This is a genomic window from Candidatus Zixiibacteriota bacterium (genome assembly GCA_040753875.1).
Classification (GTDB): Bacteria; Zixibacteria; MSB-5A5; order GN15; family FEB-12; genus DATKJY01.
Genome location: JBFMDV010000020.1, coordinates 106073 through 112711, shown reverse-complemented (window position 1 = coordinate 112711; position 6639 = coordinate 106073). Strand labels below are relative to the sequence as shown.

5 protein-coding genes are annotated in these 6639 nt (G+C 55.2%); 4 read left to right on the top strand and 1 reads right to left on the bottom strand.

Annotated features, from left to right (window positions below; genetic code table 11):
- Nucleotides 1-129: 129 nt before the first annotated feature.
- Nucleotides 130-1281 (bottom strand): metallophosphoesterase, encoded by a 1152-nt coding sequence (locus tag AB1644_07150; GenBank protein MEW6050821.1) that lies wholly within the window; start codon nucleotides 1279-1281, stop codon nucleotides 130-132.
- Nucleotides 1282-1613: 332 nt separating this feature from the next.
- Between AB1644_07150 and groES the strand changes: the two genes are divergently transcribed.
- From groES to AB1644_07130, 4 genes are all read left to right on the top strand, one after another.
- Nucleotides 1614-1907, top strand: a complete 294-nt coding sequence (groES, locus tag AB1644_07145; GenBank protein MEW6050820.1) for a co-chaperone GroES — start codon at nucleotides 1614-1616, stop codon at nucleotides 1905-1907.
- Between the two features lie 30 nt (nucleotides 1908-1937).
- A complete protein-coding gene (groL, locus tag AB1644_07140; GenBank protein ID MEW6050819.1) occupies nucleotides 1938-3566 on the top strand; it encodes a chaperonin GroEL in 1629 nt (542 codons plus the stop codon).
- A 244-nt stretch (nucleotides 3567-3810) separates the two neighbouring features.
- Complete coding sequence (locus AB1644_07135) at nucleotides 3811-5337, top strand: hypothetical protein (GenBank protein ID MEW6050818.1); 1527 nt, start codon at nucleotides 3811-3813, stop codon at nucleotides 5335-5337.
- A 57-nt stretch (nucleotides 5338-5394) separates the two neighbouring features.
- The gene (locus AB1644_07130) at nucleotides 5395-6147 is read left to right on the top strand and encodes an FAD-binding oxidoreductase (GenBank protein ID MEW6050817.1); all 753 of its coding nucleotides are present in this window, start codon (nucleotides 5395-5397) and stop codon (nucleotides 6145-6147) included.
- The last annotated feature ends 492 nt before the right edge of the window (nucleotides 6148-6639 follow it).

Here is a 6639-nt window from a genome sequence, read left to right as displayed (position 1 = left end):
CGGGTGGAGACAATCTCAACGGCATCAATCGCGGTCCTCTACGCATGGTATCCTCCAGTATATGGTTTACCAAAGATACGCAGAAGACAAATAATATGATAGATATTAAAGACTCAATACACTAGATCTTCATTGACAGACCGGCAACGATGCCCCGAAAAACAGATAATCCACAAGCGCCGACAGATCAGAAATGTCTACACCTCCCTGTGCGTCCACGTTGTTCTCCGAAGGGCAATTCCACAACCGTCCGCCAAAAAAAAGATACTCAACCATCACCGTCAGATCGGATGAGTCTACTACGTCTGCAACATCGCCATTGAGATTCCCCCTTGTCCCATGGCAGTCGCAGAGACTGTAACTGTCGATGAGCGTGCCTGTCGGACCGCCAGCAATAGAATAGAACTTGAGTGTTATCAGATATGGCGTCGCCTCGACCAACTGCGCACCATAGTTTGCGTTGTACCGTACTTTGCTTCCCGCCACAAAGCCGCTCGGTACGAAACCATAGATGCTCCTCCCCCCAAGACCGTTTACAAAGTAAGGGATGGTGACACCATCGTCGTCGTCATCGCGAAGAATCCGTTCGTAGGTGTGGTCATGCCCGCCGATCACGATATCGGCTCCCCAATCCTCGTACGGCCACTGCATAATGACTGTCGAGCCATGGTTGGAGCTCGAAGAATATGCCGCGTGATGGAAATAAACGATCTTCCATCGAGAGGTTGAGGCGGCCAACTGCGCCTGCAACCATTGGGCCTGTAGGCCGGTAGCGGTGATACTGTCCGGCTCCTGAATGTTGCTGTTGATTACAAGAAACTGCACAGGCCCGATCGTGAAGTCATAATACCGCTCGTTGCCGGAGCTTCCCGTGCTCTGAACGCCGGCTCCTGGCAATGTAAAGTAGTTCAGATAGGCGGTGATCCCGGCACCGTCGCTGTAATCGTGATTGCCGAGCGAGGGAAAGAAGCGGTTAGTGGCTGAACCAGGAGGGTAGCTCCCCGTGTATGCACCGATATACTCGTGGTAGTATTTCCCAATATTATTGTCGATCAGGTTGGAGCCGTAGCTGTTGTCGCCGGCTGTGATGACGAAATCCGGATTCCAGCTCTTGGCCAGACTGGCGACTGCCCCTTCGTTGACATTATCGCCACCATAATCACCTATCACGGCAAAGCGGGTCACCTGCCCGAACGACACGCTGGGGGAGACGCTCAGGGCGATAAGGACCAGAAGGAAAAACAGCCGTCTGTCTCTGCAACTGATCCGCGATGATGTCATGGTAGCTCCTCGCTCGATATAGTTGTCGCGCCTTCAAAATAGACCACACCGGCCAATGATGCAAGGCTTCCTTGCGTTGCGACCGAGCCATACTTGGGTGCTTCTGACTCTCCTGCTGCAAATTAAGATGGCTGTAACCTGATGAGATGTAGTGTCTTACACAGTCGAATGGCGAGCCAGCAGGCAAAGTTCGACGTTTCCTGGAAACCTCTTGACAAATTCCACGTTTAATCCGTATTATTTGTTAGCACTCAATGTCAGTGAGTGCTAACGAATAACCCAGACAACTGGACATGTGAAACGACAAAACAAACCAGCTATAGGAGGCACAAATGAATATCAGACCGCTTGCTGACCGAGTCGTGGTCAGGCCGTTTGAAGAGCAGGAAGTTAAGCGCGGCGGGATCATTATTCCGGACACCGCCAAAGAGAAGCCGATGGAGGGGGAGATCGTCGAGATCGGTCCTGGCCGCACCACTGATGAGGGGAAGAAGCTCCCGATGGAAGTGAAAAAAGGGGACCGCATCCTGTACGGCAAGTACTCCGGCACCGAGGTATCGGTGGATGGCAAAGAGTACCTCATCATGCGCGAGTCGGACATTTTCGCCATCATCCAGAAGAGCTAAGCACGGAAAGGACTATAGGAGAATAGACATATGGCAAAGCTGATTGAATATAACACGGTTGCCCGCACCAAGCTCAGAACCGGCGTGGACAAGCTGGCCGATGCGGTCAAGGTGACGCTCGGCCCGCGCGGTCGCAATGTGGCGATTGACAAAAAATTCGGCTCCCCGACCATCACCAAGGATGGCGTCACGGTGGCCAAAGAGATCGAGCTCGAAGATCATTTTGAGAATATTGGCGCCCAAATGGTCAAGGAAGTTGCTTCCAAGACCTCCGATGTCGCCGGCGACGGCACCACTACGGCCACGTTGATCGCCCAGGCGATCTTCCGCGAGGGTCTGAAGTCCGTCACCGCAGGGTTCAATCCGATGGCGATCAAGCGTGGTATCGATATGGCAGTAATCGCTGTTGTCGAAGAGATCAAGAAGAATTCCACAAAGGTCTCCGGCAAACAGGACATCTCCAACGTCGGCACTATTTCCGCCAACAATGACCGTCAGATCGGCGACCTCATAGCAGAGGCGATGGAAAAGGTGGGGAAGGATGGCGTTATCACGGTCGAAGAGTCCAAATCGGCCGAAACCAAGCTCGAAGTGGTTGAGGGGATGCAGTTCGACCGCGGCTACGTATCGCCTTACTTTGTTACCGATCCGGACAATATGGAAGCGGTGCTTGAAGATGCGCTGATCCTCATCCACGACAAGAAGATCGCCAGCATGAAAGACCTTCTGCCGGTGCTCGAAAAAGTGGCTCAGCAGGGACGCCCGCTCCTGATTGTCGCCGAGGATATCGAGGGTGAGGCGTTGGCCACGCTGGTGGTCAACAAGTTGCGCGGGACGCTCAAGGTGGCGGCTGTCAAGGCCCCCGGTTTTGGTGACCGTCGTAAGGCGATGCTTGAGGATATCGGTATTCTCACCGGCGGCAGGGTAATCTCCGAAGAGCTTGGTTTCAAGCTCGAGAACGCCGTGATGACCGACCTTGGCCGTGCCAAGAAGATCACGATCGACAAGGACAACACGACGATCGTCGAAGGGGCCGGCAAGAAGGAAGACATCAAGGGGCGTATCGGCCAGATTCGCAAGCAGATCGACGATACCACCTCTGATTACGACCGCGAGAAACTGCAGGAACGGCTGGCCAAGCTGGCCGGCGGGGTGGCCGTGATCAACGTCGGTGCAGCCACCGAGACCGAAATGAAAGAGAAGAAGGCACGTGTTGAGGATGCTCTGCACGCGACCCGCGCGGCGGTCGAGGAAGGGATTGTCGCGGGTGGCGGTGTGGCGTTGTTGCGCTGCATCAACACCCTGGACAAGGTCAAGGCGAGCGAGGAAGAGATGGTGGGCGTGAAGATCGTCCGTCGCTCCCTCGAAGAGCCGATTCGCCAAATCGCGCTGAACTCCGGCGTTGAAGGCTCGATTGTCGTCAACAAGGTGATTGGCGAGGCGGGCGCATACGGCTACAACGCCGATACCAACATCTACGAAGACCTGATGAAAGCTGGCGTCATTGACCCGACCAAGGTAACTCGTACCGCGCTCGAGAACGCGGCTTCGATCGCCGGACTTCTCCTGACCACCGAAGCGGTGATCTGCGAGAAGCCGGAAGAGAAGAAGGCGATGCCTCCGATGCCGGGCGGCGGCGGTATGGGGGACATGTACTAAAGCATATCGTGCCCTGAACCGCTTCGAGAATATCGAGCGATATGAGAATAAAGCGCGGCAGGCTTTCGAGCTCGCCGCGCTTTCTTTTGTGCGATGAAGCGTCACCGTACCCTGCGATAACTTATTGACAGATAAGGCGATATTCTATATATTGGGTCGGTTCGACGTTCAATAACTCTCGGGTGGTACTCGTCTTGCCTTTCACGCCTTATTGCTTTGATTCAGTAATTGGGGAGCCCGTATAATGAAATCGTTCGTGTGGATCTTCTGGAGCCTCTTGCCGTGCGTTGTTGCGGCTTTGCCGAGGGGCGATATCAAGATGGTGCCGTCCCAAGTCGCGATCGTTGACCAGACCGCCTGGGTCAATGCGAATCAGCTTCTCATGTTTGTTGGCAATAACGGTAGTCTCGCCTACGACATGGGTGCTCATCTGGGAAAAAATGACGGGCTGTATTACCCCTATGTAAGTCTGGATGACATAATCAACGGTTACCAGACAAAGACGCTCATGTACAGCGCGGGGCTATGGCTCGGCGCCATCGACTCGGCCTCAGGCGATACGCTGGTGGCGCTCTCGGAATACAGTACCGAATTCTATCCTGGCCAGATGATCAACCAGACGTTCGATCCAAATGCGGCCGACGATCCCGCTGTCAGGGTCTATAGACTCTTTTCCGACAGTTTGGCCGGGAATCCGAACTACGATTACACCGTTTGGCCGGTGTCGCAAGCGGCTCCGCTTGACGCCGGCGGAAACCCGGAAGTAATCGGTGACCAGACTCTCTGGTCGGTGTTTAACGATGCCTGTGCCGGATGGCACAGCAACGATGCCGGCGGAACTCTGCCTCTGGGCGTGGAGGTGCGGCAGAGCGCGTTCGCTTTCAATGACTACGGCGAACTGGGCGTGACCGTATTCATCAGGTATCGCTTCTACAATAAGGGACCAAACACGTTGACCGGGATGCGCGTCGCACTCTGGGCGGATCCGGATCTCGGAGGCTCATCCGATGACCTGGTCGGCTGCGATACGAATCTGTCACTCGGCTTTGCTTACAATGCCACCAACGCCGACGCCGTCTACGGCAGCACGCCACCCGCTGTCGGTGTCGCGCTCATGCAAGGTCCGCTGACCTATACCGGCAACGGTGCCGATACGGCTGTTGCGTTCGGTCGTCGGTGGATCGCCTACAGAAATCTCGGCATGACTGCTTTCACCAAATACCAGAATGGCACCGACCCGAACACCTATGCCGAATCATACGACTTTATGCTGGGACTCCTGGCTGACGGCTCTCCCTATATGTACAATGGCGATGCTCTCACGTTCATGGTATCCGGCAGCCCGAATGCGGGAACAGGCGATCTCGATTTTTCGCCAAGTGACCGACGGATGATGCCTTCCACGGGTCCGTTCACCATGCGGCCGGAGGACAGCGCCGAGATCGTATTCGCGATCGTGGTTGGTCAGGGGGCCGACCGACTGTCATCGGTCAATATCCTGAGAGCCAACACTGTCACCCTTCGGGAATTCTTCAAGCAATGGTATCAGCCCTGCTGCATAGGTATCACCGGCAATGTTGACGGCGATGCCGAGAACATCGTGGATATTGCCGATCTCATGCTGCTGATCGACTATCTCTTTTTCTCCGGTCAATTGTCGATCTGTCCCGAGGAGAATAATGTCGATCGATTGCCCTCAATCGATATTGGCGACTTAATGACGCTGATCGACTATTTGTTCTTCAGTTACGACCTCCCTGCCTGTCCGTAGGGGCACCCGCGCATTACTTTCGTTGACGCCATCGGCAGATTGTCCTATGTTCCCGCCATGATCTCCCTCGATCAATTCATCGAAATTATCGCTTCGGAATTCCCAAAAGACAGGCTGACCTGGCAAAAGGGGATCCCGACATTTCATCCGGAAAGCGCAGATGATGCCGCCCGGTTTCTCAAGCTGGTCAATACGCATCGACGCACTACGTTCTTCACGAGTTTCGGCAACAACATCGATCCGGTGGGAGAACGGTTTGCCGATTTGGTAACGCTCAGAACCGATCGCCTCAACGATCTGCTTGAGGTCGCTCCCGGTGATTTCTATGTCACGGTCGGCTCCGGTTACCCACTGAGGGAGATTAACCAGCATATTACTGTAGAACATTTGTATATGCCGCATTCGGCGCTGCCGTATGTTGGCTCGGTGGGGGGAGCGGTGGCCGTGAATCTATCCGCACGGTTGCATCAGTACGATCTAACAATCAAGAAGTATCTCATCAAGGCGGAGATCGTCACGCCCGAGGGGGAGATTGTCACGCCCGGGTCAGTCTGTTTCAAGTCGGTCTCCGGGTACGATATTGTCAAGTTGTTCGCCGGAAGCTGGGGTCTGCTTGGGCTGATTATTTCCGCCACGTTCCGAGTCCTGCCGGACAGCGCCGCCCACGAGTATGAATCGATGAAGATGAACGCTGTCGACCGGGCGAGCTTTCTGGCCGGGCTCGACAGTTCGAACAACGACACCGACGCGGTGTATTCGCGAAAGATCAAGGCGAAGATAGACCCGAACGGCGTGCTGCCGGTGGTGTGAGGATGCACAGTGGGTGGCGCCCAGCCGACGGCCTGAGCGAAGTCGAAGGCTTGCTGTGCGACAGGAACGCCGTTGAGTAAGCGCCTTGGATTATCTCGCAACGATTCCACTACAAGCTTTCAGCTTTCCTGGCATGGCAGCCCTTCATCCGGCCCCTCGTCTGCGCTCGGGGCCACCTTCTCCACGACGGGGAGAAGGAACTTCCAGGGTGGGGTATCCTGCCAGAGTGTGTCACCCCAGCGAAAGCTGGGGTCCAGCCCATGGCGTGTATTCTGGATTTCGGTTCCCGGATTACGCCGGGACAAGTTTCACCGGAATGGCACCCACGTTCCCAAACTACATGCAGAAGCGAGAGCGAATGACACCCAGAACGTGTCAGGTCACATCATCCGCCTGTCGGCGGACGGCAGGACCTGACACAACTGAAAATCTGACTATGACTGTCGACGCCCACCGCAAGCGGTGGGGTACCCCTTCTAAGGAACCTGGCAA